Origin of the sequence: Microbacterium sp. KRD172, from assembly GCF_017168295.1 — a bacterium.
GTDB classification, from domain to species: Bacteria; Actinomycetota; Actinomycetes; order Actinomycetales; family Microbacteriaceae; genus Microbacterium; species Microbacterium profundi.
In genome coordinates this window covers 1,683,199-1,705,276 of sequence record NZ_JABFAS010000002.1, presented here as the reverse complement: position 1 = coordinate 1,705,276, position 22,078 = coordinate 1,683,199, and the positions used below count along the sequence as shown (strand labels likewise).

Below are 22,078 nucleotides of genomic sequence, written 5' to 3'. Positions count from 1 at the left end.
GGCGTCGGTGAACGATGGGTCCGGCGTCGTTGTCACGCCAGATCCTCCACTGTGTGCACGAGCGCGTGGGTGTCGATCGCCGCACGGATGCGAGCCACGGCATCCGCGATCGGCACGCCGTTCTCCTGCGTACCGTCACGGAAGCGGAACGAGACGGTGCCGGCATCCCGGTCCTTCTCCCCCGCGATGAGGATCAGCGGCACCTTGCCCGTGGTGTGGGTGCGGATCTTCTTCTGCATCCGGTCATCCGACACGTCGAGTTCGGCGCGCACGCCGCCGTCGCGCAACGTCGTGACGATCTCGCCGAGGTAGTCGGCGAAGTCATCTGCAACCGGGATGCCGACGACCTGCACCGGGGACAGCCACACCGGGAAGTCACCGGCGTAATGCTCGAGCAGGATGGCGAAGAAGCGCTCGATCGAACCGAACAGCGCGCGGTGGATCATGATCGGGCGCTTCTTCTGCCCGTCCTTGTCCATGAACTCGAGGTCGAAGCGCTCTGGGAGGTTCGGGTCGACCTGCACCGTTGACAGCTGCCACGTGCGGCCGATCGCATCGCGCGTCTTCAGGTCGATCTTGGGGCCGTAGAAAGCGGCCTCGCCGGGTACTTCGGTGAGCTTGAGACCGGATGCCACGGCGACGCGCCGCAACGCATCCGTCGAAGACTCCCAGAACTCGTCCGAGCCGATCCACTTCGCCTTCTCGTCGTCTTTCATCGACAGCTCGAGCTCGAAATCGGTGAGCCCGAAGTCGCGGAGCATCGACAGGATGAATTCGAGGACCTTCGCGACCTCGTCCTCCAGCTGATCGGGGGTGACGAAGAGGTGCGAGTCGTCCTGGGTGAATCCGCGCACGCGGGTGAGCCCGTGCAGTGCGCCGGAGAGCTCATTGCGGTAAACGGTGCCGTTCTCCGCGAGGCGCAGGGGCAGGTCGCGGTAGCTGCGCGCACGCTCCTTGTAGATGAGGATGTGCATCGGGCAGTTCATGGGCTTCAGGTAGTAGTCCTGGCCCTGCTTGGTGATCTCGCCGTTCTCGTCGCGCTCCTCGTCCATCACGATCGGAGGGAACATGCCCTCCTTGTAGGTGACGAGGTGGTTCGAGGTGAGGAAGAGGTCTTCCTTGGAGATGTGCGGCGTGTACACGTAGGTGTAGCCGCCCTCGATGTGGCGCTTGCGTGCGTGCTGCTCCATCTCGCCGCGGATCATGCCGCCGCGAGGGTGCCAGACCGACAGACCCGAGCCGATCTCCTCGGGGAACGAGAAGAGGTCGAGTTCCTTGCCGAGGCGGCGGTGGTCGCGCTTGGCCGCTTCTTCGAGCCGGTGCTGGTAGGCGCGCAGTTCGTCCTTGGTCGGCCAAGCGGTGCCGTAGATGCGCTGCAGCTGCGGGTTCTTCTCACTGCCGCGCCAGTAGGCGGCGGCGATGCGGGTGAGGTCCCAGCCGTTGCCGATCATGCGCGTGCTGGGCAGGTGGGGGCCGCGGCAGAGGTCCTTCCAGGCGACCTCGCCGTCCTTCGTGGTGTTGTCGTAGATGGTCAGCTCGCCCGCGCCCACCTCGACGGATGCGCCTTCGGCTGCTTCCTTGTTGCCGCCCTTGAGCCCGATGAGCTCGAGCTTGAACGGCTCGTTCGCGAGTTCGGCGCGGGCCTCGTCATCCGTGACCACACGGCGCACGAAGCGCTGTCCCTCGCGGACGATGCGCTGCATCTCCTTCGAGATCGCCTTGACGTCCTCGGGTGTGAACGGCGTCTCGACGCCGAAGTCGTAGTAGAAGCCATCGGTGATCGGCGGGCCGATGCCGAGGTTCGCCTGGGGGTTGATGCGCTGCACCGCCTGGGCGAGGACGTGCGCGGTCGAGTGCCGCAGGATCGCGAGCCCGTCTTCGCTGTCGATCGTGACGGGCTCGACCTCATCGGTCGTCGTCACGGTGGTCGCCAGATCCTTCAGGTCGCCGTTGACGCGCATCGCGACGACGGATCGGTCGGAGAACAAGGCGAAGCCGTCTGTCGGCTGGGCGTTTTCAGGCACTGATCACTCCATTTGGGTCGCCTCTAGGCTACTCGCCTCGCGGCGTCGTCTGCGCGCTCGGAGCGGATGCCGTCGGGGTCGTCCCCGTTAACGAAAAGTGCTCCCGTGGAGTGGAAGTCCACGGGAGCGGCGATCACGTTCGTCTAGAAGGGACGACGCGTGAACAAGTCAATTCTCTCACAGAGCGGGGCATGTCGATGGAAGGACGGGAAAGCGACCTCGAACCCGTGCATCGTCGCATTGATCCGGTCAGCGAGCTCGGCTCGGCTCCAGCGATGTACATCTCATCCTCACAGTTGTACAACGCGAGCATGTCCCGCATCACTGCCTCTGAGGCGCGCAAGAGCTTCGCTAGTGTCATCGAGACAGCCCAGCGCGAGGCCGTCACCGTCGAGCGTCGCGGCGAGGCTCAGGCTGTCATCGTGTCGGCTGCCGAGTACGACCGACTGAGGAGCGCTGCCCAGGAGATCGAGGACATCACTGCGTTCGATGCCGCCATGGCCGAGGAAGGACCCAACATCCCCTGGGAGCAGGTCAAAGCCGATCTGGGCTGGTGAGACGTCCCGCATGGCCTATGAGATCGAAGTGCGTCCTGCTGCGCTGCGAGCACTGAAGAAAATCGACAAGCGGGACCAATCCCGGATCCAGGGTGCGATCGCACTCCTGGCGGCCGATCCGCGTCCACCAGGAGCGAAGGCGCTGCGCGGACGCGACGGGCTCCGCATCCGTGTCGGGGACTACCGCATCATCTACACCGTCCAGGACAGCCGGCTGCTGGTGGTCGTCGTCACCCTCGGTCAACGTCGAGAGGTGTACGACCAATGAACGGTACTGCGTCCTCTGGTCAGCGCTGGGACGGCGATCACCTGGCTCACGAGCGATGTCCGCCGTCCCGACGGTCCAGGCGAGGTGAGCCTGTTCACTGCCCTGGACTCTGCCCGCTGGCAGGAGCAAGGGCTGCCACGCGACCGCCAGTGTTGGGCGCGAAAAGTTCCCCACACTTTGAAAGCACAATCGACACTGCTGAGGCTCTGTGGGTTGCGCTCGGCGACACAATCGAGTGCGCCGACGATCCATCGTTCTACGGCCCGCAGAGGTATCAGAACTGATACTATCCTGTCATGGTGAAGGATCAGAATGGGCGCGCCCACCGTCCTGCCGTCCCCGGTGGCGGCCAGTTCTCCGAGTCTGCACACACGCCACCGGAAGCGAACCTGCCGCCAGCGGACACGATGCCTGCAGGTCTGGAGGCCGTGCTCGAATCAGCCGCGCGACTGCAGCGTCTCGTACCCGACGCGGTCCTCGTCGGAGGCACCGCTGCCGCCTACTACGCCCGGCACCGCACGTCCACCGACCACGATCACATCGTTCGTGACCTGAACCAGCGCTTCGAGGTCGTCCTCGACGCGCTGGAACGCGACGGAGACTTCGTCCTCAACCGAGCCACTCCGGGGAGGATCATCCTCGGCGAGCTCGGCGGCATCGAAGCCGGCGTCCGGCAGCTCATCCGCGCCCGCCCGTTGGAGACCACCCAGGTGCAGCTCCGCTCCGGAGACATGCTCACCGTCCCCACCATCGACGAACTCGCACGCATCAAGGCCTACCTGATCGTGAAGCGGAACCAGATGCGCGACTACGTCGACATCGCTGCCCTGTCCGCGACTTTCGGACCAGACCGAATCGGCGCCGTCCTCGGCGACATCGACGACTACTACCGCGACGACACCCATCCCGAAGATCGCCCCGTCCGATCCCAGCTCGCCCGCCAACTCGCCTCCCCGCAGCCGCGGGACGCTTCCCAGATCGCACGGCTGAGCTCATACAAGGGGATGACCCCTCGATGGCAGAACTGGGATGAGATCGTCGCAGCGTGCCGAACCGTCGCCGCGCATATCCCCACCGGAGGTGAATGACATGCCCTTGGCCTTTCGGAACATCGACGTGACCCCGAACGACCCCGTCGAAGCATGGGGGTTCGAGGGCATGCTCGCCGCACTCGATCGCGGATACCTGCAGCACTGGGCGCGCATCGCTGACGCCGTGCACGCGAACCCCGACCTGCGCGCCGTGTTCGAAGAAGCCGCTGACGCCGCCGAATCGACGTCCGCGGTCGAATACGTGCGCCTCCTTCTCGCCATGAAGGGCCGGTCCCCCAGCGAGATCGCGCACGACCGTCTCGTGACGGCCTTCCGGAAGACTCGGATGACGCAGCAGCAGGTCGCCGAGCGGCTCGGAACGTCCCGACCCCGGCTGAGCACCTACCTGTCCGGCAAGGTGACCCCCAGCATGGACGTCCTCGTCGCCCTCGAGAGTCTCGCGGAAGAGCGGGTCGCTCCCCTCCTCGCGCCACGTCTCGTCCTCATGTGACCACCCGCGCCCGCAGGGTTCATGCGGGGCATGACCGACATCAGCGCCGACGCGCACGCACGCGGTGAAGCAGCCCGGGTACGGGGACGGTTCGGTGAGCAGGAGCGCACCGCAGAGGAAGTCTCACTCGCCGGAGCATCGACTTCCCGCAGCTGCCTCGAGAACCAGGTGGACCTTCGCGACATCAGGTCCATGGGCGGGGACGAGATCGACGCGTTCGACGACATAGAGGCGGAGAGCGCCGCACGTCGAAAGCTCGGAGTCGCGGGCACCACACGATCGGATACTGAGTTCTGCAACTACCTCCGGTACGACCTTCGAGAGAACCCGTTACGTGGTTCCCGGGGCGTGCGGGAGCGCCCTGGCACCGGTTCTCAGGTGCGCAGTGGCGCCAGCGGCGGGGTAGCAGCCGGCCGCGGGTGAACATGCCGATCAGCGTCCACGCGGACAGTTGGGAGTCCCCGCGCCGTTGGCAGGCCAGCGTGGTCGCGGCGAGCAGGTTCAGTGCGTCCCCGAGCCGGGTCGGCCACACCAGGCGGCGGTTCAGGATGTCGGGCTCAATTGGTAGCGGCGCCGTAGTGGAAACAAAAAAGCCCCGGAAAACCGGGGCTGATCTGGTATTTAGTCTGTGCGCGATACTGGGATCGAACCAGTGACCTCTTCCGTGTCAGGGAAGCGCGCTACCGCTGCGCCAATCGCGCCTGTGAAGGCTATTAAGTTGATGCGACGAGGTGGCGACGGGATTCGAACCCGTGTAAACGGCTTTGCAGGCCGGTGCCTAGCCGCTCGGCCACGCCACCGTGTGGATTGACCCCACGTGCCGTGAGCCCCTCAGAAAGAGACTCCTGCACTCGAGCGGATGACGAGATTCGAACTCGCGACCCTCACCTTGGCAAGGTGATGCGCTACCACTGCGCTACATCCGCGTTGTGTTCCGGCTCACCGGGCACTTGTAAAACTTTAGCCGATCATTTCGATCCCGCAAAACCGAAACCCGATCTCGCGCGTGTCATGCGGTTTGGTCATGACGGCGTCCGGCATTCGGGTAATATCGTTTCTCGACCCCCTGGGTCATGGGCGATTGGCGCAGTTGGTAGCGCGCTTCCTTCACACGGAAGAGGTCATCGGTTCGAGTCCGGTATCGCCCACCATGAAAACCCCTGGTTATCCGGGGGTTTTCGTCTTTCAACTACTGGCCCACAGCGTGTTGTGTGGACAGATCGGCCGGTTGTGTGGAATCGGGGTCCGCGAGCGCTCCAGCCGCGAGCGCCCAGGGCCGTTGAGCGTCCACCTGACGGTGTGTATAGACGCCCTCTGTGATGTTGCTGGCTGAGTGCCCGACACGCTGTTGGATGACCGGCAGAGGGCACCCCGCCTGGTCCAGCAGAGTCACGTGAATGTGCCTCCAGCCGTGCATCCCCATCAGCGGCAACTTCTCCCGCTTCTCCACGACGATCATGCGCCGCGTGACGTACTTGGGATCGACCGGCGACCCGTCCTCCTGTGAGAACACCAGGCCGTTGTCCTCCCAGATGGGCATCCCGAAGGTGCGCGCGATCCTGGTTCGCCGCAACGACGTCGACCTGGCCGTGGACCGTTCCGCGTACTTCACCAGCGACCGCACTGCGATCCGCGCGACCATGCGCGTGTCGTTCGCGTTCCCGCACGCGGCCGCAGTTCAGAAGATCAGCCTCAGCGCATGATCTGAAGCGGAGCAGGAGGGATCGGCCGGAAGGGTTCGGTCCCTCCTCACGCCAATGTGCACAACTTGTGCTGATCGTCCTTCTTGAGGGGATTCCCTGCCGGGCTTTGCCAGGTGAGAAGGTCGCGGATCCAGTGGTCCGCCCCGTGAAGGGGGCTCAGCCTGGACATGATCGGCAGGTTCGTCACCGTACCGCCGAACAGTCCCGAATCCTTCTGCGCGCTTTTCCAATTCCGGTCTTCGTCGCGCTCACGTTGTTCATGCTTGTACGTCGCAAGAGCCCGGGGGAAGTCCAGGATGATGGCCTCGCCCGATTCTAACCTGAGCGCCTCACCGACCACGGTTTCATCGTCCACGGTGATCTGGGCGCGCACGTTCAGCGCGATGTCCGGCCCTAGATTCTGGACGCGATAGCGGCCCGGTGTGTCCCAGTCACAACTCCAGTCGATTCGGTGAAGTTCGGTAGCCCGCTCGGCCTCACGCTTCGTGATCGCGTTGGCCTCTCCGACGCCTGGGTGGAGAGGATCACCCGACCCCGGATCGATAGCGACCCGCGCGTGATCGACGCCGAGCAGGAACACCAGGCAGCACGCGACGCGCTACTGCACCGGCCCGAGCGCGCACAGACCGCACGACTCGCCGCATACGCGCGAGCATTCGGCGCGGAGACCGTGATCCGCAACCAGCAGGCATACCTCACCACCAACCCCGCACAGCAAGCCGCACGAGCCACGAAGACCGCAAAGCAGGCGCGGGAAGAAGCCAAACTGCTGCGCACACTCACCCCCGCCGAAGCCGCAGAGCGGATCGAGCAGACCCGCGCAGCACAGGCCGCACGCGACGCCCAGCAAGCGGAGCAGCGACGTGCCGCGCTCCACGACCAGAGCCAGCACCGAGCCGCCCCAAGCCAAGCAGCGTCCGACCGTGGCCATAGCTTGTGAGCGCCGCAAATCCTCCCCATTGTCAGTCCCCAGCGATAGACTGAAACCATGACTCCGAAGCTCGCAGAAGTGCTGGACGCAGCTCGTGCGCTCTCGCGCTCAGAGCGCGCCGAGATCGCACACGAGCTGATCGCTACTCTCGAAACCACTGAAGAGTTCGATGAAGCCCGCTACGCCGAACTCACATCTGCGGTGAACGAGGGCATCGAACAGCTCGATCGTGGCGAGGGGATTCGCGTTTCTGCCGACTCCATCGATGAATATATTCGCGATCTCGGTCAGGTCGCTACAAAACGCGCTGCTCGTCGTATCGCGTGACGCACGAACTCTTCCTAGCACCCGCGGCTCGCGCGGACATCGTTGACGCGCTTGAATGGTCAGTGAAGAACTTCGGCGACACCGTACGCGATGGGTACGAGGCTCTGATCATCGCAGCAATCAATCTGATCAGAGACGATCCGACCGTACTGGGTTCACGCGAACGTGACGACCTTGCGACCGGCCTGCGGACCCTTCATTTGCGGGCCTGCCGCGACGAGGTCAGCCCGGCGGTGCGTCGCATCGCCAGCCCGCGCCACTTCGTGGTCTACCGGCAGGTCGGCAAGGTCATTCAGGTCGTTCGCCTGCTGCACGAGGCGATGGACATTCCCGCGCAGCGCATCCCGAATAGCGGCTGAGAACGATCACCCCAAAATCACCCCGACAACGGATTCAGGGGTCTCAGAGACACCCGTAGGCTCCGAAGAATCAAGGGAAGCCCTGATCTGAGCGCCTACACACGGAAGAGGTCATCGGTTCGAGTCCGGTATCGCCCACCACACTGTCAGATCTATACTCCCCGCATGGGACTCCTGACCTTCAGCGCCAACGTCACTCTCGACGGCTGCGTCGATCATCAGGAGGGCATCGCGGATGACGAGACGCACGCCTTCTTCACCCGCCTCATGGACGAAGCCGGTGCGATGCTGTGGGGGCGCATCACCTACGAGATGATGGAGAGCTACTGGCCGGCCGTCGCTCGTGGCGACGAGAGCGCACCTCCGGCGTTGCGCGAGTGGGCGATCAAGCTGGACGCCAAGCCGAAGTACATCGTCTCGTCCACCCGAACTGACTTCCCATGGACCAACAGTCACCACATCGCAGACGATCTGCGTGCGGGCGTCCAGAGGCTCAAGGACGCGACGCCAGACGGTGTACTCCTCGGCAGCGGCGCGCTCGCGACGGAGCTTGACCGGTTGGAGCTGATCGATGAGTACAGATTTCTCATCCAACCCGTGATCGCCGGCCACGGCCCGACCCTGTACCAGAGCGGACTGGCGAGCACGCGAATGCTCGAGTTGGTCTCCGCAGAACCGCTGCACAACGGCACTGTCGCCATGCATTACCGGCGCGCAGGCTGATACCGAGAACCTCACTTATTGAGGTGTCTCCGTGCTCCCATTGGATGGAGCAGCAGGACGCGCGCGCAGATGGATGCGCTTGCCCTCCTTGCTGAAGATCGACAGCAGCTCCGTTTGTCGGGTGCCGACGCCCGACAACCAATGCGGGATGCGCGTGTCGAATTCGGCAGCTTCTCCGGGACCGAGCACCACGTCCTGCTCACCGATCACGAGACGGAGACGACCCGACAGCACGTAGAGCCATTCCTGCCCGTCGTGCACTTTCGGCTCCGGCACGGCGGCGACGCCTGCCGGGTTCGCCGGAAACGTGACTTTATAGGTCTGCACCGGACTGGATTCAGGCGAGAGCGACTCATACCAGGTGTCCCCCATGCGCTTTCTGGTGCGTGCCACACGCGGGTCCGGTGCTTTACGCGGAACGATGTCGTCGAGTTCCAGCCTCAGCGCCCTGGCGATCGGCACGACGAGCTCCAGGTTCGGCGCCCGCTTTCCCGCCTCCAGGCGCGATAGCGTGCTCGACGATATCCCGGTCGCTTCCGAAAGGTCGGCGAGGGTCATACTGCGCTTCTCGCGCCAGCTCTTGAGTCGGGGGCCGATGAGTGAGACCGAGTCGTCGGGCATGATTCTCCTTGCTGATTCAGCACAGATATTTGCCACAACGGTACCATCTGCGCACTCTTGGAACATGACACGCGACGACCGAACATCAACAACACCCGCAACCGGCACTGCAACACCCGACGAACTCTGGGATGTCATCATCATCGGGGGCGGCGCCGCAGGCCTCAGTGCCGCGCTCATCCTCTCGCGCGCCAGACGACGTGTTCTCGTCCTCGACGCACAGGAGCCGCGCAACCGCTTCGCACCGCACATGCACGGCGTGCTGAGCCGCGACGGCTACTCCCCTCTCGATCTCGTGGCCGACGGCCGACGCGAGGTTCTGGCTGCGGACGGAGTGATCCGAACGGCGCGCGTGATCGAGACCCGCGCTGTCTCCGACGGATTCGAGGTCATCACCGAAGCAGGCGCCCGCATCACCGCGCGTCGCCTCATCGTCGCGACGGGAACTCGCGATGTGCTCCCCGAGATCGATGGGATCGCAGAGCAGTGGGGCCGTGGCATCGTCGCGTGCCCGTACTGCGATGGCCGCGAAGCCGTCGGGAGCAGGATCGGTGTGCTGCTGGGCTCTGCCGCCGGCATCCACAAGGCGCACATGCTGCGCTCGTATTCCGCCGACATCACCGTGTTCACGGCACTCGCAGACCCGATCGGTGAAACCGATCGACTCATCCTCGAGCAGCGCGGCATCCACCTCGAACACCGGAGCGTCACACGCGTCGTTTCCGACGGAGACCGGCTGACCGGACTCGCACTCGCCGACGGCACGGTCGTACAGATCGAGGCGATCTTCGCCGAACCGCGACTCGTCCCGCTCGATGAACCGCTGCAGCAGCTCGGTGCCGCGCGCACCGAAACGCCTTTCGGCGCGTGGCCCGCGGTCGACGAGTTCGGACGAACGAGCGTCCCCGGAGTCTGGGCGGTGGGAAACACGGCGAATCCGGCCGCGCTGGTTCCCATCGCGATGGGGTCGGGCGCCACAGCCGCGCTCGCATTGAACGGAGAGTTCGTCGCGGAGGAGGTCGCGCTCGCCGCCCGAGCAGTGAACGCCGATCAGGAAGCGGGAGTGCGGTGACTCACGAACCGGATGCCGCGACAGACGCGACTCGATTCTGGGATGAGCGGTATGTCAGTCGACGCACCGAGCACGGGCGGATATGGAGTGGGCGGGTCAACGCGACGGTGGCTCAGCAGGTGTCTGAGCTGACGCCGGGCACGGCGCTCGAACTCGGATCCGGCGAAGGCGCTGATGCACTCTGGCTCGCCGCTCGAGGGTGGTACGTCACCGCGCTCGACATCTCTTCGATCGCTCTGGAGGTCGGCGCAGCAGAGGCTGCGAAGGCGGGACTATCCGACCGGATCGAATGGGGCTCTTCCCAGATGAGGGTGTAGGTTGGCCGGGCGCGTCGGTCCGCAGATAGACGTCGAGATCTCCCGACGACGGAGGTTCCTACGCCATCCATCCGAAAGACCTCGACGGGCCCGACGCTACCCCGCCGGCCGGCTTCGGCCGCCCTGACCTAACCGCCTTCGCGTCTCATCCCAATCGGCTCTGATCGAGTCTGCTGACCCCCTCGACGAGAACGCAGCGACATCACAGCCACCCAACCCCGACCGGCCGGGAAGCCGGGGCACGTCACATGGGCTGTGCTGCGGGCGTGTCGAGTGGGTCGTCCAGGGGCGACGCAGGAGCGTCGACGCGACGTGCTGAGAGGTGGTTCCAGTCGAGCGCTAGGACACCGGCTACAGGCATGGCGATAGGTCAGGAACGGCGTCGCTCCCTGCGCAGGAGGGAGCGCAGAGTCTCGGCGTTCGCGTAGCCGACCCGTAGCGCGATCTCGGCGGAGGTGAGGTGCGTGGTTGCTGAGAGGTGCCGAGCTCGTTCGGTGCGAAGCCGTTGGACGAAGCCGAGCGGAGTGAGGTTGAGCGCCGCACGGACTCGTCGTTCGAGGGTGCGCCGGCTGGTGCCGAGCGACTGCGCGACGAAGGCGACGTTGAACGGTTCGTCCAGGCGGGCGCGCACGAAGCGTTCGAACTCGACGACGATCGGGTCCTCGTACCGGAGATGTTCGTAGGCGACGAAGGCCGCCTGCGACGGGCGCTCGTCGATGATGAGGAGCTTGGCGACATGTTGGGCCAGGTCGGGGCTGATCGATCGCACGAGTGAGAGCGCGAGGTCGATGTGGGCGAAGGCGGCGCCGGCGGTGACGAGGTTCCCGTCGACCACGACCATGGTGTCGAGATCGAGGGCGACGGTCGGATAGCGCTTCCGGAACTCCGGCCCCAGGAACCAGCTGGTCGTCGCCCGCCGATGATGCATCCGTCCTGTCTCGGCGACGGCGAACACGCCGGTGCACGCCGCGGCGATCCGGGTGGTCGCCTCGTCGAGGCGCCCGAGTGAGGCGATGACCGAACGAGCATCTCGGCTCTGGAGGGCGTCGTGGGTAGCGGCGGCCGTGAGGGTTCCAAGCGCAGGGACGACGACCACGTCGAACTCTCCGGACTCCGGCAGCGGGTGGTCCACCGACAGGGTCATCGATGCCGTCGTGGTCACTCGCCGTTTCGGTCCGAGGATGGCGAGTTCGATCGGGTCGATCCGCGGGTCGACATCGCCGCGGGCTCCGTCGGCCACCCGCACGATGTCGATGACCGACGCGACCGCCGAACCGAGGCAGCCGTCGATCGCGATCAGTCCGATACGCATGGCGCTAATGATAGCAATACTGCCGTATACGCCACTCCCCATCGGCCCTCGCTCGTCATAGGCTGAACTCGTCCCACGAAGAACCCCGACTGCAAGGAGAACCCCTCATGTCCACACCCTCATCACTTCCGTATGCCTTCGTCGCCAAGATCGTCGCGGCCGATGGACAGCACGACGCGCTCGCTGATCTGCTCGCCGGCGCTGTCGCACTCGCCAACGAAGAAGTAGGAACGATTGTCTGGTTCGCGGCTAGGACCCACGCCGACACCTTCTGGATCTTCGATGCATTCCCCGACGAGGCCGCTCGCGACGCCCACGCCAACGGCGCCATCGTCGCAGCCCTGATGGCCAACCAGCACCTCCTCGGCGCAGCACCCGAGATCCTGGCGGCCGACGTCCTCGCGTCCAAGCTCCCGTAGTCCGCCAACGCACGAGACGATCGCGCCCCGCCGAGCCGTCGCCAGGTCGCGACGCAACGCCACGCTGCGTTGCCGAGCGGTGCGAGGCCTATCGGCACACGGACAGGATGCCGGCCGCGAGCGCTCAGCCGGCGAGGGGTCCGTCGCAGAGGAGAGCGACGTCGGTGTCGGGCAGAGCCGTGAGGCCAGCGCATCGCGCGACCACCAGAACCGAACCGCCTGTCGGAATCGAACCGACGACCTAATCACGTCGGCTTTGCGTCTATCGCTTGATGCGCCCACTGGGCGAACGAGCCGCTGACCTGCGCAAACGCCGGGGCCTTGGCCCTTGATCGTGGACACGGTGTCGGTTCGGTTATGCCGCTTCCGCGAGCGTAGCGGAGCGTGCGGCTTCGTAGGCGTTCGGGCTGATGTTGCCGATCGCGGAGTGGCGCCGGCGAGTGTTGTAGCGGTTCGCCCACCGGAACACGGCCCGGTAGGCGGTGGCCTGGTCCGGGAACGCTGACCGGCCGGCGAGGAGTTCGCGCTTGAGCGTGGCGTTGAAGCTTTCCGCGAGTGAGTTGTCGGCACTCGTGCCGACCGCGCCCGTGGACTGGGTCACGCCCAGCTGCTCGCAGAGCGCGGCGTAGGCCTTCGAGGTGTAGACGCTGCCGTGGTCGGAGTGGAAGATCGCGCCGACCAGCGACCCGCGGTCGCGGTGCGCGGCACGGAGGGCGTCTTCGACGAGTTCGGTGCGCATGTGGTCGGCGACTTGCCAGCCCGCGAGCTTCCGGGAGCCGAGATCGATGCAGGACGCGAGGTAGAGGTTCGTGCCGTCGGCGATAGGCAGGTAGGTGATGTCGCCCACGTAGCGGCGGCCGGGGTCGCCGACGGAGAAGTCCCGTCCGATCAGGTCGGGGAAGCGCCTGGCGGACTGGTCCGGGATCGTGGTCTTCACCCGTCGTCGCAACCGGATCCCCGCGAGACGGTGCTCACGCATTACCCGCGCGGCGCGCTTGTGATTCACCCGCTCCGCCACGGGCACACCGTCGTTGAGGTCGGCGGTGACGCAGCGGCAACCGTGACCCCGGAGCCGAACTTGTCGACCCACTCTTTCAGCGCACCCCGAGAGATCCCGAGATCCCCGGCGATGCCCTTGAGCGTCGAACCCGGCGTGGACTCATACAAGTCCACCGCGCGCTGCCGGAACTCGTCCGTGTAGTTCTTCCTAGCCATCCCTTGGATTCTCGCTTCCCCAGCATCGTGCTGGAATCAGCGTGTCCAAGATCAGGGGTCAAGCGCCCCGAGCGTGGAGGACGCCGCCATCCGGTGGTGACCGACGACGACCGACCAGTACCGACCGTTTCACCGGAGCTTGCGGCGGCGTCGAAGCCGAGCAAGCTCCATTCTTTTAGCTCACCGCGCCCTCCTCCTCGCCGGTCCCGTCGTCGGCGAAGACGTTTCAGGGGTCTTCTCAGATGACGGTGTAGGTCGGCCGGGCGCGTCGGTCCGCAGATAGACGTCGAGGTCTCCCGACGACGGAGGTTCCTACGCCATCCATCCGAAAGACCTCGACGTGCCCGACGCTACCCCGCCGGCCGGCTTCGGCCGCCCTGACCTGACCGCCTTCGCTCGACTCGACGGCCTCGGTCTGAGCGTGACCGGACAACGACTTGAACCGGATCGTGCGGTCCTCGCGTGCCGCGTGGTGGAACCAGATCAGTGGTGCCGACGGTGCGGCAGCGAAGGCGCCGCTCGTGACACCGTGATCCGGCGGTTGGCCCACGAGCCGCTGGGCTGGCGACCGACCGTGCTGGAAGTTGTAGTGCGCCGCTACCGCTGTGCAGACTGCGGACACGTGTGGCGCCAAGACACCAGCGCCGCGGCGGAGCCACGCGCGAAGCTCTCGCGCACCGGGCTGCGGTGGGCGCTGGAAGGGATCGTGGTCGCACACCTCACCGTCGCCCGTGTCGCCGAGGGACTCGGGGTCGCGTGGGACACCGCCAACAACGCGGTCCTGGCCGAAGGCAAGCGGCTGCTGATCAACGACCCCAAGCGGTTCGAGGGCGTGAAGGTCATTGGCGTCGATGAGCACGTCTGGCGCCACACCAGGCGTGGCGACAAGTACGTCACCGTGATCATCGACCTCACCCCGGTCCGCGATGGCGCCGGCCCAGCAAGGCTGCTGGACATGGTCGAGGGCCGGTCGAAGGCGGCGTTCAAGACCTGGCTCGCCGACCGCGACGACGCCTTCCGTGACGCGGTCGAGGTGGTCGCGATGGACGGCTTCACCGGGTTCAAGACCGCCGCTGCAGAGGAGATCCCGGACGCGGTCACGGTGATGGATCCCTTCCACGTCGTGCGCCTGGCCGGTGACGCCCTCGACAGGTGCCGGCGCCGGGTCCAACTCGCGATCCACGGGCACCGTGGGTTCAGGGACGACCCGCTCTACAAGTCGCGGCGCACGCTGCACACCGGCTCGGACCTGCTCACCGACACGCAGAGCGACAGGCTACGCGCGCTGTTCGTTGATGACGCTCACGTCGAGGTCGAGGCGACCTGGGGTGTCTACCAGCGCATGATCGCCGCCTATCGCCACCAGGACCGGCAACGTGGCCGCGAGCTCATGGAGAAGCTGATCACCGACCTCAGCGCCGGCGTCCCCAAGGTGCTCACCGAGCTCACCACCCTGGCCCGGACCCTGAAGAAGCGAGCCGCCGACGTGCTCGCCTACTTCGAACGACCCGGCACCAGCAACGGGCCGACCGAGGCACTCAACGGACGGCTCGAACACCTGCGCGGCTCCGCACTCGGGTTCCGCAACCTGACCAACTACATCGCCCGAAGCCTGCTCGAGACCGGCGGCTTCAGACCCCAACTCCTACACCCCCGATTGGGATGAGCCTTGAATGGTTACAGACCGACCTGACGACCTGGCGTCCGTCGGCGCAGTACGACCTCGTGACATCGGCGTTCATGCACTCCCCCGTCGATTTCCCACGGGAGGCCATCCTGCGGCGTGCCGTGTCTGCAGTCGCACCGGGCGGACGGCTGCTCGTCGTCGGACACGGCGGCTTTCCGCCCATGTCTGAGCATGTGCACGACACCGAGATCCCGCCTTTCCCGACTCCCGACGAGGTGCTGGCATCGCTTGATCTGCCCACCGGATGGATCGTAGAGGCGAACGCGCTGATCGAGCGGACGGTGAAGTGGCGTGATGAAAAGGACGTAGTCCTCGTGGACACAGTTCTGCGCGTGCGCCGGGTCGATTAGACACGGCGCACGCGCAGGCTCGCTCTCAGGTCGAAAGCGGCTCAGCTGTTCCGGTTCGCGCTGGGCCCGGGCTGGGTCTTGGAGAACAGCACGACGATGATCACTGTGACGCCGACCACGACGTGCGGCAGCCACACGTTGAGCGCTTCGCCAGCGAAGCCGAAGATCCAGGGCGAGAGTGCGAGGAACAGGCTCGCCACGATGTCGAACACGAGGTGAACGGGCATCGGAATGAGTCCGAAGGGGCCCCATTCGTACTTCGTGAAGAGGCTGTAGACGATCAGTCCGACGCCGAGCACGATCGGGATGACGACGGCAGGTCCTCCGACCCCGGCGAACCCGAACAGCCACGGCGCCGCGATGAGCGCGATGCCGACGAGGTAGTCGAGGACGCCGTGAACCTTGGTGGGGATGAAGCGCATGATTCCTCCTTGAGTATGGCCGCGGTATCGCGGCTGTCATCAGAGGTTCGGCGCAGTGGGGAAATCGGATGGGATGCCGACGAGAGCATTATCACGCTGAGTCGGAATCTCCGTCCGCTTCCGGCATCCCCGGGCCCGGTCCTGGCCGCACCGCCGCGTCTTCGGCGACGTCCACCCGTGTGACGCCCTCACGTTCGGTCACTTCCACCCGCGGCGCTGCATCGGCCTCGGTGGCGTCTGGCGCCGTCGTGAGTTGATCCTCGCGCTTCCGCTCCTTGCTCATCTCTTCGTGTGACACACCGCATCCTTTCGTCCGGGGTTCCCCAGCGTATGCGTGGGCGGGTCCGGAGAGCAGGGGCTTGTCGTCAGCGGTCGACATGGCTATGCGATGGGCCCGGTCGCGGTTCACGCCTTACCCGCATTTTTCACTGCTACGGTGAGCGAAGTCGGCATCTTGCCGGCGTCAGGGAAGACTTCTTGTCGACCAACGGGCCCGTTCTGGCCATTTCGTTCTCCGTCGCCTCCTCTGGATCACCTTGAGGAGACCCGATTCCCGTGCACCCGTACACCCGTTCAACAGACTCCCGCACAGACGCCGACGCAAGATCGCTTCCGACACTGCCCATCGGTTCGACCGCCATCGTCTACTGCGAGGCGCAGTTCGCCGAACAGGACGGCAAGACCGCCAACGGCCTGGTCCGTCATTCCGAGAAGTACGAGATCCTCAGCGTCATCGACAGCCACCACGCGGGGGCGGATGCCGGGACTGTGCTCGACGGCGTCGCCAACGGCATCCCGATCCTCGCGAGTCTCACGGAAGCCATAGCGCACGCCGGCAGCACGCCGGATTACCTCATCTGCGGCGTAGCGCCAGCGGACGGGCTGTTGTTGGACGCGCAGCGGGTCGTACTGCTCGACGGCGTCGCGCGCGGCATGCACATCATCAACGGCCTGCATGAGTTCCTCAACGACGACGCGGAGTTCGCCGCGGCCGCGCTCCTCGCCGGCGTCACGATAACTGATGTGCGTCGGCCCAAGGACAAGAAGGACCTCCATCTCTTCTCCGGGCGGATCTTCGACGTCACCTGCCCGAGGATCGCGGTTCTCGGCACGGATGGCGCGGTCGGCAAGCGGACGACGTCGACGCTGCTCGTCAAGGCGCTCAACGACCGCGGCATCCGCGCCGTCATGGTCGGCACAGGACAGACCACCATCATCCAGGGCGGTCGATACGGTGTGGCGCTCGACGCGCTGGTGCCGCAGTTCTGCTCCGGCGAGGTCGAGAATCAGGTCGTCGCCGCCTTCGAGGGCGAGGATCCCGATGTGATCATCGTCGAAGGTCAAGGCGCGCTCAGCCATCCCGCGTATCTCACCTCGGCCCATATCCTCCGCGGCAGTCGTCCGGCCGGCGTGATCGTCCAGCATGCGCCGGGCCGACGCGTGCTCGGTGATTTCCCTATGATGCCGATGCCGGACGTCGCCAGTGAAGTCACCCTGATCGAGGCTTTCGCCGACACCCGGGTGATCGGCGTGACCGTGAACCACGAGAACCTCACCGAGACGCAGATCGCCGCAGCCATCGACGAGATCGAACTCGACCTCGGAGTCCCCGCGACGGATCCGCTGACCAGGCCGTTGGACGAACTCGTCGACATGGTGCTGCAGGCGTTCCCCGAACTGTCGAAGGCGCTCACGCAGCGATCGGCCTGACGAAGTCGACTTACTCGGCACCGATGTCCTCGGCCGCGGGTAACGTCTCCATCTGATGGTCAAGAACGCTGCCCTGCCCGGCCCCTGCACTCTGTGCGGAGACAGCCGCGGACGCCGAGTTGCAGGATCATGGACATGCTCCGCGTGCGGCTGGCGTTACGGCGATGTGCCGGATGCTGACCTGCCGCTCCCCCGCATCGATGTCGTCTATTACCTGCGATTCGACCGTCGGGTGAAGATCGGCACGAGCATGCGTCCGCGGCAGCGGCTCGCCAGCATCCGCCATGATGAACTCCTGGCCTTCGAACGCGGCGACAGGTCCGTCGAACAACAGCGCCATCGTGAGTTCGCGCAACTGCGCGAGGGCGGCGAGTGGTTCACATTCAGTCGTGAACTCCAGGCTCACGTCTCGCGGGTTCGAGCGAGCGGGAGATCCCTGGCGACTCCACGCGCGTTGGCTGAGCGAAGCGCTGCGCGCATGACGCTTAGCGTCAACGAGCCCATCCGTAGCGCGTGATCAGCGCCGCGGCCACGCGATCGTAGAGCGCCCGCTTCAGCACTGCTGCCTCGCGTCGCATCCCGCCCTCGTGCACGCTGTAGAGCTGCTCTATGTCGACCCACGACTCCCGTCCCTGTGCATCCCAGGCGCCACTGCCGATGGAGAGGTAGTCCGTGTCCCCATCATGCGCCTTGCTCGTCATCCGCACCGCGTACACGCGGTCGGCGGACTGCCGACCGATCACCAGAACCGGGCGGTCCTTGCCCCTGCCGTCGTTCTCCTCGTAGGGAACCCACGTCCAGATGATCTCGCCGGAATCCGGAGCGTCGTCCTTCGCAGGGCTGTAGCCGAGCTGCAGGTCTGTGATGAGCTCGGGATCGACCCGCATGGTCTCGCGCCCCCGCAACTGCCCCGCGTCGCCGCCGTTCGGAACAGTGACAGACGCACGCGAACGCCCCGCCTCCTTCTCAGGAGAGCGGGGCGTTCGGGATGTCAGTGCCTTCAGGACGATGTCGGCGAGTTGAGACAGGATGCTCTTGGAGGAGGTCACCCCGTCACCCTATCGGCGACCCTGCGGATCAGGCGTCGACCAGCGCGTACCCTTCTTCACCGTGGACGACCGAGTCGACACCGGCGATCTCGTCCTCGTTCGTGATGCGGAAGCCGATCGTCTTCTGAATCGCGAAGCCGATGATGAAGGCGACGACGAACGAGTAGATCAGCACACCCAGTGCGGCGATCAGCTGAACCGCGAGCTGACGAGCGTCGCCGCCGACGAGCAATCCGGTCTCCGAAGCGAAGAAGCCCAGGTAGATCGTGCCCAGCAGACCGCCGACGAGGTGGATGCCGACGACGTCGAGCGAGTCGTCGAAGCCGAGTCGGAACTTCAATTCGACCGCGAGAGCACACACGATACCGGCGAGGGCGCCGAGCAGCAGCGACCAGCCCGGAGTCAGGTTGGCGCAGGCCGGAGTGATGGCGACCAGACCTGCGACCGCACCGGAGGCGGCACCGACCGAGGTGGGCTTGCCGTCCTTGATCTTCTCGATGAGAATCCAGCCGAGGATGGCGGCAGCCGTCGCACCCAGCGTGTTCAGTCCGATCAGGCCGACACCGCCCATGTCGTCGGACAGCCACTCCGCACCCGCGTTGAAGCCGAACCAGCCGAACCACAGCAGGGCCGCACCCAGCAGCGTCAGCGGCACGTTGTGCGGCTTGAGGATGCCCTTCTGGAATCCGATGCGCTTGCCGAGCACGAGAGCGAGGGCGAGAGCGGCAGCACCGGCGTTGATGTGCACTGCCGTGCCACCGGCGTAGTCGATCACGGCGATGCCGCTGTCCTCACCGAACAGGGTGGTGCCGAGGTTCATGATCCAGCCACCGCCCCAGACCCAGGCGGCGATCGGGAAGTAGCCCACCGTGGCGAAGATGCCGGCGAAGATCAGCCAACTGCCGAACTTGGCGCGATCCGCGATGGCGCCCGAGATCAGCGCGACCGTGATGATCGCGAAGGTCGCTCCGTACGCGACGCCGAGGAGTGCGACGTTCGACCCTTCACCGGCTGCGAGACTGCTCAGACCGAAGTCGGCGAACGGGTTGCCCGCGAACTGCGTCGGGCTCTCCACTGCACTCATCGAGAAGCCGAACAGTATCCAGAGCACCGCGACCAGTCCGATGGAGCCGAAGCTCATCATCATCATGCTGACCACGCTCTTCGCCTTGACGAGACCGCCGTAGAAGAACGCGACGCCTGGTGTCATCAGAAGGACCAGCGCTGTCGCGGTGATCGCCCACGAGATGTTGCCGGGAGCATCCATAGGAAAACCTCACATCCGAAGTAATTGAGAGCTTCAGTGTGGCGATGCCCAATTTCCGGGATGCGCAGTGAGTGTTTCCGACCGGTTACAGCCGTGAGCCGGGTGTAACCATCGCGTTACGCGATGCTGGGCTGCTGCGCAGAATGTGTGAGTGCGTTGAGCCTGGAAATGGCGCGAAGATACTTCTTGCGGTATCCACCGCCCAGCATCTCTTCCGCGAAGACCTGATCGAGGCTCACACCGGTCGCGACGATCGGAAGCTGCGCGTCGTAGACGCGGTCGACGAACGCGACGAAGCGCAGCGCCTCCGACTGATCGGTGAGCACCTGCACGTCGCGGAGGCCGACGAGCGACAGTCCGTCGATCAACCGGATGTACCGAGACGGGTGCACCTTGGCCAGGTGACGGATGACATCTCCGAAGACATCATCGGATGCCGTCCCCGATGCAGCCGCGATGCGCTGGGAGTACGCGGCATCGTCCAGCGCGACGGCATGACCGTCCAGCGCACGCTGGCGGAAGTCGACTCCGTCGATGCGGATGGTCTCGAAGCTGTCCGACATCGCGTGGATCTCGCGGAGGAAGTCCTGTGCGGCGAAGCGGCCCTCGCCGAGGGCATTCGGCGGGGTGTTCGAGGTGGCGGCGAGGCGGGTGCCCGTGCTCACCAGCTCTCCGAGGAGCCTCGTCATCACCATCGTGTCACCCGGATCGTCGAGTTCGAACTCGTCGATGCAGATCAGATCAGCACCGCGGAGAAGGTCAACGGTGTTGCGGTAGCCGAGCGCTCCGACGAGAGCGGTGTACTCGATGAACGAGCCGAAGTACTTCCGCCGTGCCGGCATCGCGTGGTAGATCGATGCGAGCAGATGGGTCTTGCCGACGCCGAAGCCACCATCCAGGTAGACGCCAGGCTTCAGCTCGGGCTCCTTCTTCGCACGGCTGAAGAGGCCTCCGCGCTTGACGGGCGCTCCGCGCCCTGCGAACTTCGCCAGCAATGCCTTCGACGCAGCCTGGGAGGGGAACTCGGCATCCGAGCGATAGCTCTCGAACGTCGCGTCGTCGAACTGCGGGGGCGGCACCAGACTCGCGAGCATCTCGGGTCCGGTGACCACCGGCTGGCGCTCGGTGAGGTGCGCGACGTCAGGGCTGGTCGTGTCGGTCATTCGTTTCCTGTGTCGAAGTCTTACAGAACGGGTGCCAGGCGCTCGGAACGGCTCTATCGTCTAAGGGACGGCTCAACACTACGCCGTCCCAGCCAGAGCCTTCGCTCGCACCTCACCCCGGAGCGCCACGTGACCATCGAGTTCGATTCCTCATCCGAGAAGTTCGCCGAGTACGCCGAGCCAGGACGGCTCGTCACCACCGAATGGCTTGCAGCACACCTCGGCGAGCCTGGTCTGGTCGTCGTCGAATCCGACGAGGACGTGCTCCTCTACGAGACGGGTCACATTCCGGGCGCCGTGAAGGTCGACTGGCACACCGAGCTCAACGACCCCGTCGTGCGCGACTACGTCGACGGAGAGGGCTTCGCCGCTCTGCTCAGCCGCAAGGGCATCTCCCGCGACGACACCGTCGTGATCTACGGCGACAAGAACAACTGGTGGGCGGCATATGCGCTCTGGGTCTTCTCGCTCTTCGGCCACGAGGACGTGCGCCTCCTCGACGGTGGGCGCGACCGCTGGATCGATGAAGGTCGCGAGATCACCACCGACCGCACCGAGGCGACGCCGACCGAGTACCCGATCGTCGAGCGCGACGACTCGGCTCTGCGCGCCTACAAAGACGACGTCGTCGCCTTCATCGGCAGCGGACCCCTCATCGACGTCCGCTCCCCAGAGGAGTACAGCGGTGAGCGCACCACTGCTCCGGCGTACCCGGACGAAGGGGCACTGCGGGCTGGGCACATCCCCACCGCACAGAGCGTGCCGTGGGCGAAGGCCGTCGCAGAAGACGGCGGCTTCCGCACCCGCGCGGAACTCGACGCGATCTACCGCGACGGAGCGGGTCTCAATGACAGCGACGACGTCGTGGCCTACTGCCGCATCGGTGAGCGCTCCAGCCACACCTGGTTCGTGCTCAAGCACCTGCTCGGGTTCGCGAACGTGCGCAACTACGACGGATCCTGGACGGAGTGGGGCAGCGCGGTGCGTGTGCCGATCGTCACCGGCAACGAGCCAGGTACCCTCTGAGCGTGTGAAAATGG

At 65.5% G+C, this 22,078-nt stretch carries 28 protein-coding genes, 4 tRNA genes and 1 pseudogene; 18 read left to right on the top strand and 15 right to left on the bottom strand.

Annotated features, from left to right (window positions below; genetic code table 11):
• Positions 1–32 precede the first annotated feature (32 nt).
• Positions 33–1,961, bottom strand: a complete 1,929-nt coding sequence (gene thrS / locus J1M43_RS08610) for a threonine--tRNA ligase (RefSeq protein ID WP_241245383.1) — start codon at positions 1,959–1,961, stop codon at positions 33–35.
• A gap of 374 nt (positions 1,962–2,335) precedes the next feature.
• Between thrS and J1M43_RS08605 the strand changes: the two genes are divergently transcribed.
• The 5 genes from J1M43_RS08605 to J1M43_RS08585 all read left to right on the top strand — a co-directional run bounded on the left by J1M43_RS08605 (position 2,336) and on the right by J1M43_RS08585 (position 4,814).
• Positions 2,336–2,581, top strand: coding sequence for a type II toxin-antitoxin system Phd/YefM family antitoxin (locus J1M43_RS08605; RefSeq protein WP_033107328.1), 246 nt, complete (start codon positions 2,336–2,338; stop codon positions 2,579–2,581).
• A 10-nt stretch (positions 2,582–2,591) separates the two neighbouring features.
• Positions 2,592–2,849 carry a type II toxin-antitoxin system RelE/ParE family toxin gene (locus J1M43_RS08600; RefSeq protein WP_206476477.1) on the top strand — a complete coding sequence of 86 codons (258 nt, stop codon included), beginning with the start codon at positions 2,592–2,594 and terminating at the stop codon, positions 2,847–2,849.
• A 296-nt stretch (positions 2,850–3,145) separates the two neighbouring features.
• Positions 3,146–3,937 carry a nucleotidyl transferase AbiEii/AbiGii toxin family protein gene (locus tag J1M43_RS08595; protein ID WP_200881026.1) on the top strand — a complete coding sequence of 264 codons (792 nt, stop codon included), beginning with the start codon at positions 3,146–3,148 and terminating at the stop codon, positions 3,935–3,937.
• Between the two features lies 1 nt (position 3,938).
• Entirely contained in the window at positions 3,939–4,391 is a 453-nt protein-coding gene (locus J1M43_RS08590) for a helix-turn-helix domain-containing protein (protein ID WP_206476476.1), read from the top strand.
• A 30-nt stretch (positions 4,392–4,421) separates the two neighbouring features.
• Entirely contained in the window at positions 4,422–4,814 is a 393-nt protein-coding gene (locus tag J1M43_RS08585) for a hypothetical protein (protein ID WP_206476475.1), read from the top strand.
• Between the two features lie 206 nt (positions 4,815–5,020).
• On the opposite strand, the gene J1M43_RS08580 is transcribed toward J1M43_RS08585, so the two are convergent.
• From J1M43_RS08580 to J1M43_RS08570, 3 genes are all read right to left on the bottom strand, one after another.
• Positions 5,021–5,092, bottom strand: a tRNA-Val gene (locus J1M43_RS08580).
• Between the two features lie 28 nt (positions 5,093–5,120).
• Positions 5,121–5,191 (bottom strand) — tRNA-Cys (locus tag J1M43_RS08575).
• Between the two features lie 54 nt (positions 5,192–5,245).
• Positions 5,246–5,317 (bottom strand) — tRNA-Gly (locus tag J1M43_RS08570).
• A gap of 149 nt (positions 5,318–5,466) precedes the next feature.
• On the opposite strand from J1M43_RS08570, the gene J1M43_RS08565 reads away from it, so the two are divergent.
• Positions 5,467–5,542: transfer RNA gene (locus tag J1M43_RS08565), tRNA-Val, on the top strand.
• Positions 5,543–5,580: 38 nt separating this feature from the next.
• Here the strand turns inward: J1M43_RS08565 and J1M43_RS17160 are convergent.
• Positions 5,581–5,904, bottom strand: coding sequence for a tyrosine-type recombinase/integrase (locus J1M43_RS17160; RefSeq protein WP_160175068.1), 324 nt, complete (start codon positions 5,902–5,904; stop codon positions 5,581–5,583).
• On the opposite strand from J1M43_RS17160, the gene J1M43_RS16725 reads away from it, so the two are divergent.
• Positions 5,789–6,094 carry a phage major capsid protein gene (locus J1M43_RS16725; protein WP_234000244.1) on the top strand — a complete coding sequence of 102 codons (306 nt, stop codon included), beginning with the start codon at positions 5,789–5,791 and terminating at the stop codon, positions 6,092–6,094. The two genes, J1M43_RS17160 and J1M43_RS16725, sit on opposite strands and share 116 nt — an antisense overlap.
• A gap of 46 nt (positions 6,095–6,140) precedes the next feature.
• On the opposite strand, the gene J1M43_RS08550 is transcribed toward J1M43_RS16725, so the two are convergent.
• The gene (locus J1M43_RS08550; RefSeq protein ID WP_152594903.1) at positions 6,141–6,674 is read right to left on the bottom strand and encodes a hypothetical protein; all 534 of its coding nucleotides are present in this window, start codon (positions 6,672–6,674) and stop codon (positions 6,141–6,143) included.
• On the opposite strand from J1M43_RS08550, the gene J1M43_RS08545 reads away from it, so the two are divergent.
• The 4 genes from J1M43_RS08545 to J1M43_RS08530 all read left to right on the top strand — a co-directional run bounded on the left by J1M43_RS08545 (position 6,651) and on the right by J1M43_RS08530 (position 8,434).
• Complete coding sequence (locus J1M43_RS08545; RefSeq protein ID WP_152594904.1) at positions 6,651–7,034, top strand: hypothetical protein; 384 nt, start codon at positions 6,651–6,653, stop codon at positions 7,032–7,034. The two genes, J1M43_RS08550 and J1M43_RS08545, sit on opposite strands and share 24 nt — an antisense overlap.
• 69 nt (positions 7,035–7,103) lie before the next feature.
• Entirely contained in the window at positions 7,104–7,352 is a 249-nt protein-coding gene (locus tag J1M43_RS08540; protein ID WP_206476474.1) for a hypothetical protein, read from the top strand.
• Positions 7,349–7,711, top strand: a complete 363-nt coding sequence (locus tag J1M43_RS08535) for a type II toxin-antitoxin system RelE/ParE family toxin (protein ID WP_206476473.1) — start codon at positions 7,349–7,351, stop codon at positions 7,709–7,711. Before J1M43_RS08540 ends, J1M43_RS08535 begins: the two co-directional genes overlap by 4 nt.
• Before the next feature lie 165 nt (positions 7,712–7,876).
• Complete coding sequence (locus tag J1M43_RS08530; RefSeq protein WP_206476472.1) at positions 7,877–8,434, top strand: dihydrofolate reductase family protein; 558 nt, start codon at positions 7,877–7,879, stop codon at positions 8,432–8,434.
• 15 nt (positions 8,435–8,449) lie between these two features.
• On the opposite strand, the gene J1M43_RS08525 is transcribed toward J1M43_RS08530, so the two are convergent.
• The gene (locus J1M43_RS08525) at positions 8,450–9,055 is read right to left on the bottom strand and encodes a helix-turn-helix domain-containing protein (protein ID WP_033107112.1); all 606 of its coding nucleotides are present in this window, start codon (positions 9,053–9,055) and stop codon (positions 8,450–8,452) included.
• A 64-nt stretch (positions 9,056–9,119) separates the two neighbouring features.
• Here J1M43_RS08525 and J1M43_RS08520 point away from each other — a divergent pair, with 64 nt between their 5' ends.
• Both J1M43_RS08520 and J1M43_RS08515 read left to right on the top strand, forming a co-directional pair.
• On the top strand, positions 9,120–10,127 hold the full coding sequence (locus tag J1M43_RS08520) for an NAD(P)/FAD-dependent oxidoreductase (RefSeq protein ID WP_052167049.1): 1,008 nt from the start codon (positions 9,120–9,122) through the stop codon (positions 10,125–10,127).
• The gene (locus J1M43_RS08515) at positions 10,124–10,444 is read left to right on the top strand and encodes a bifunctional 2-polyprenyl-6-hydroxyphenol methylase/3-demethylubiquinol 3-O-methyltransferase UbiG (RefSeq protein WP_052167050.1); all 321 of its coding nucleotides are present in this window, start codon (positions 10,124–10,126) and stop codon (positions 10,442–10,444) included. The genes J1M43_RS08520 and J1M43_RS08515 overlap by 4 nt, the downstream gene beginning before the upstream one ends.
• Before the next feature lie 370 nt (positions 10,445–10,814).
• Here J1M43_RS08515 and J1M43_RS08510 read toward each other — a convergent pair whose 3' ends face one another.
• Entirely contained in the window at positions 10,815–11,756 is a 942-nt protein-coding gene (locus J1M43_RS08510) for a GlxA family transcriptional regulator (protein WP_206476471.1), read from the bottom strand.
• 107 nt (positions 11,757–11,863) lie between these two features.
• Between J1M43_RS08510 and J1M43_RS08505 the strand changes: the two genes are divergently transcribed.
• Complete coding sequence (locus J1M43_RS08505) at positions 11,864–12,175, top strand: putative quinol monooxygenase (protein ID WP_206476470.1); 312 nt, start codon at positions 11,864–11,866, stop codon at positions 12,173–12,175.
• 355 nt (positions 12,176–12,530) lie between these two features.
• Here J1M43_RS08505 and J1M43_RS08500 read toward each other — a convergent pair.
• Positions 12,531–13,390 (bottom strand): annotated as a pseudogene (locus tag J1M43_RS08500) (IS3 family transposase).
• Between the two features lie 340 nt (positions 13,391–13,730).
• Between J1M43_RS08500 and J1M43_RS08495 the strand changes: the two are divergent.
• Together J1M43_RS08495 and J1M43_RS08490 are read left to right on the top strand one after the other, a co-directional pair.
• Positions 13,731–15,056, top strand: coding sequence for an ISL3-like element ISPfr2 family transposase (locus J1M43_RS08495; RefSeq protein ID WP_033107116.1), 1,326 nt, complete (start codon positions 13,731–13,733; stop codon positions 15,054–15,056).
• Positions 15,053–15,427: a trans-aconitate 2-methyltransferase gene (locus J1M43_RS08490; protein ID WP_052167051.1), complete on the top strand. Its 375-nt coding sequence runs from the start codon at positions 15,053–15,055 to the stop codon at positions 15,425–15,427. The genes J1M43_RS08495 and J1M43_RS08490 overlap by 4 nt, the downstream gene beginning before the upstream one ends.
• Positions 15,428–15,468: 41 nt before the next feature.
• Here J1M43_RS08490 and J1M43_RS08485 read toward each other — a convergent pair whose 3' ends face one another.
• Both J1M43_RS08485 and J1M43_RS08480 read right to left on the bottom strand, forming a co-directional pair.
• Entirely contained in the window at positions 15,469–15,849 is a 381-nt protein-coding gene (locus tag J1M43_RS08485; protein WP_033107117.1) for an SPW repeat protein, read from the bottom strand.
• 91 nt (positions 15,850–15,940) lie between these two features.
• A complete protein-coding gene (locus J1M43_RS08480; RefSeq protein ID WP_234000250.1) occupies positions 15,941–16,147 on the bottom strand; it encodes a multidrug transporter in 207 nt (68 codons plus the stop codon).
• A 257-nt stretch (positions 16,148–16,404) separates the two neighbouring features.
• Here J1M43_RS08480 and J1M43_RS08475 point away from each other — a divergent pair, with 257 nt between their 5' ends.
• A complete protein-coding gene (locus J1M43_RS08475; RefSeq protein ID WP_307823344.1) occupies positions 16,405–17,559 on the top strand; it encodes a DUF1611 domain-containing protein in 1,155 nt (384 codons plus the stop codon).
• Positions 17,560–17,686: 127 nt separating this feature from the next.
• Here the strand turns inward: J1M43_RS08475 and J1M43_RS08470 are convergent, their stop codons facing one another.
• The 4 genes from J1M43_RS08470 to zapE all read right to left on the bottom strand — a co-directional run bounded on the left by J1M43_RS08470 (position 17,687) and on the right by zapE (position 21,038).
• On the bottom strand, positions 17,687–17,965 hold the full coding sequence (locus J1M43_RS08470) for a hypothetical protein (RefSeq protein WP_206476469.1): 279 nt from the start codon (positions 17,963–17,965) through the stop codon (positions 17,687–17,689).
• 85 nt (positions 17,966–18,050) lie between these two features.
• Complete coding sequence (locus J1M43_RS08465; RefSeq protein WP_206476468.1) at positions 18,051–18,608, bottom strand: type II toxin-antitoxin system PemK/MazF family toxin; 558 nt, start codon at positions 18,606–18,608, stop codon at positions 18,051–18,053.
• Positions 18,609–18,636: 28 nt separating this feature from the next.
• On the bottom strand, positions 18,637–19,875 hold the full coding sequence (locus J1M43_RS08460) for an ammonium transporter (RefSeq protein WP_033107120.1): 1,239 nt from the start codon (positions 19,873–19,875) through the stop codon (positions 18,637–18,639).
• Positions 19,876–19,991: 116 nt separating this feature from the next.
• Positions 19,992–21,038 (bottom strand): cell division protein ZapE, encoded by a 1,047-nt coding sequence (gene zapE / locus J1M43_RS08455; protein WP_033107121.1) that lies wholly within the window; start codon positions 21,036–21,038, stop codon positions 19,992–19,994.
• A 129-nt stretch (positions 21,039–21,167) separates the two neighbouring features.
• Between zapE and J1M43_RS08450 the strand changes: the two genes are divergently transcribed.
• Positions 21,168–22,064 (top strand): sulfurtransferase, encoded by an 897-nt coding sequence (locus tag J1M43_RS08450; RefSeq protein WP_206476467.1) that lies wholly within the window; start codon positions 21,168–21,170, stop codon positions 22,062–22,064.
• The last annotated feature ends 14 nt before the right edge of the window (positions 22,065–22,078 follow it).

Excerpts from the sequence above, each read along its gene's own strand:
- J1M43_RS08520 (WP_052167049.1), top strand. The coding sequence starts at position 9,120 with ATGACACGCGACGACCGAACATCAACAACACCCGCAACCGGCACTGCA.
- J1M43_RS08590 (WP_206476476.1), top strand. The coding sequence starts at position 3,939 with ATGCCCTTGGCCTTTCGGAACATCGACGTGACCCCGAACGACCCCGTC.
- thrS (WP_241245383.1), bottom strand. The coding sequence starts at position 1,961 with ATGCGCGTCAACGGCGACCTGAAGGATCTGGCGACCACCGTGACGACG.
- zapE (WP_033107121.1), bottom strand. The coding sequence starts at position 21,038 with ATGACCGACACGACCAGCCCTGACGTCGCGCACCTCACCGAGCGCCAG.
- J1M43_RS08605 (WP_033107328.1), top strand. The coding sequence starts at position 2,336 with ATGTCCCGCATCACTGCCTCTGAGGCGCGCAAGAGCTTCGCTAGTGTC.
- J1M43_RS16725 (WP_234000244.1), top strand. The coding sequence starts at position 5,789 with ATGTGCCTCCAGCCGTGCATCCCCATCAGCGGCAACTTCTCCCGCTTC.
- J1M43_RS08510 (WP_206476471.1), bottom strand. The coding sequence starts at position 11,756 with ATGCGTATCGGACTGATCGCGATCGACGGCTGCCTCGGTTCGGCGGTC.
- J1M43_RS08585 (WP_206476475.1), top strand. The coding sequence starts at position 4,422 with ATGACCGACATCAGCGCCGACGCGCACGCACGCGGTGAAGCAGCCCGG.
- J1M43_RS08490 (WP_052167051.1), top strand. The coding sequence starts at position 15,053 with ATGAGCCTTGAATGGTTACAGACCGACCTGACGACCTGGCGTCCGTCG.
- J1M43_RS08595 (WP_200881026.1), top strand. The coding sequence starts at position 3,146 with ATGGTGAAGGATCAGAATGGGCGCGCCCACCGTCCTGCCGTCCCCGGT.
- J1M43_RS08530 (WP_206476472.1), top strand. The coding sequence starts at position 7,877 with ATGGGACTCCTGACCTTCAGCGCCAACGTCACTCTCGACGGCTGCGTC.
- J1M43_RS08485 (WP_033107117.1), bottom strand. The coding sequence starts at position 15,849 with ATGCGCTTCATCCCCACCAAGGTTCACGGCGTCCTCGACTACCTCGTC.
- J1M43_RS08600 (WP_206476477.1), top strand. The coding sequence starts at position 2,592 with ATGGCCTATGAGATCGAAGTGCGTCCTGCTGCGCTGCGAGCACTGAAG.
- J1M43_RS08505 (WP_206476470.1), top strand. The coding sequence starts at position 11,864 with ATGTCCACACCCTCATCACTTCCGTATGCCTTCGTCGCCAAGATCGTC.
- J1M43_RS08460 (WP_033107120.1), bottom strand. The coding sequence starts at position 19,875 with ATGGATGCTCCCGGCAACATCTCGTGGGCGATCACCGCGACAGCGCTG.
- J1M43_RS08525 (WP_033107112.1), bottom strand. The coding sequence starts at position 9,055 with ATGCCCGACGACTCGGTCTCACTCATCGGCCCCCGACTCAAGAGCTGG.